This is a genomic window from Pseudonocardia pini (genome assembly GCF_013870575.1).
GTDB lineage: Bacteria > Actinomycetota > Actinomycetes > Mycobacteriales > Pseudonocardiaceae > Pseudonocardia > Pseudonocardia pini.
The window spans coordinates 1-1,377 of sequence record NZ_JACBXB010001090.1 but is presented as its reverse complement, the minus strand read 5'-3'; the positions used below and the strand labels follow the sequence as shown (position 1 = coordinate 1,377).

At 73.3% G+C, this 1,377-nt stretch carries 2 protein-coding genes; both read right to left on the bottom strand.

What is annotated here, in order from left to right; all coding sequences use genetic code 11:
* Nucleotides 1–359, bottom strand: a 359-nt coding sequence (locus H5J29_RS32780; RefSeq protein WP_181784772.1) for a hypothetical protein, incomplete at its 3' end; no start/stop codon positions are given.
* 34 nt (nt 360–393) lie between these two features.
* Nucleotides 394–1,113 (bottom strand): aquaporin, encoded by a 720-nt coding sequence (locus H5J29_RS32775; protein ID WP_312858509.1) that lies wholly within the window; start codon nt 1,111–1,113, stop codon nt 394–396.
* Between the last annotated feature and the right edge of the window lie 264 nt (nt 1,114–1,377).

Sequence of the window (1,377 nt, the reverse complement as noted above, 5' to 3'; positions counted from 1 at the left end):
TCGGACGGGGGCGCGGCGACGACCGGCTCGGGCCCAGGGGTGTGACCCTCCGAGAGCGAGCCTGCCTCGGTGGACATCGTGAACCGGAACGGCTCCCCGTCGAGGGTTCCGGTGAGCAGTACCCGGTCGGCCCCCTCGACCCGCCACTCGAGATCGGCGGCGACCCGGGTGCCCGCGGACTCCAGCAGGACCTCGAGCCGGTCGTCGCCCGTGACGCGCACCTCCGCCGTCGCGGGCGCCCCGCCGTCCCGCAGCGCGAGCCGGGCCCCGCAACGCAGCGGGGTCACCTCGATCAGGGCGGGCAGGGTGCTGGGGTCGTTCGTGAGCGCCACGGTCGCCTCCGGGGTGACGTCGGTCATGGTCCGGGGAGACTCGGTGGGCCGCGGTCGGCCGTTAGCGGTCGACGGCCGCGCCCGTGGGGTCGTGCGAGGTCGTGGCCCCCAGCCCCGAACGGGTGCCGACGAGCGCGCGGTAGACCCCCACGGCGAGAACGGCGCCGACCAGCGGCGCGACGATGAAGAGCCAGAGCTGCGAGAGCGGCTGGGTCCCCGCGAACAGCGCCGGGCCGATCGAGCGGGCCGGGTTGACCGACGTGCCGGTCAGTGGGATCCCGACGAGGTGGATCACGGTGAGCACCAGGCCGATCGCCAGCCCCGCGAAGCCCGGGGAGGCGTTGGCGTGCGTGACGAGCAGCACGACCAGCACCAGCAGGGCGGTCAGGATGATCTCCACGATCAGCGCGCCGAACAGGTTCACGCTCTCGCCCCACGCGTTGGTGCCGAGGCCTCCGGTCTCGTCCGTGACCCCGCCCGCCACGACGAGCAGCTTCAGCAGCCCACCCGCGACGACGGCGCCCACCACCTGCGCCACCACGTACGCCCCGGCCTCCCGGGGCGTGATGCCGCGGTTGAGCAGGACCCCGAGCGTGACGGCCGGGTTGACGTGGCAGCCCGAGATGGGGCCGATCGCGTAGGCCAGCGCCAGCAGCACGAACCCGAACGCGACGGCCACGCCGAGCGGGCCGACCGTCTCGAACCCGACCACCGCGGACCCCACGGCGAAGAAGACGAGGACGAACGTCCCGACCGCTTCCGCGATCACCTTGCGTCCCACTGATGCCTCCCGAAAGGCGACGAACGAACGGAGCACTTCGGCGGTCGGCATCGGCCGCAGTGATCAGTGAAGCGGATCACAGGCGTACGAGGGAAGAGATCATTGCGCAGCGAAGCATCGGGGCCGGGCGAAGGCGCAGGCCGTGCACCGCAGAGGCCCACGAGACCTGTCCCCCCGCGCGCTCGGTCCGGCGCGCCGGAGGCCTACTGGAGGGCCACTGGACGGGGGTCTCGCGCAGGCGCGCGTAGGTGACACCGCGGACGT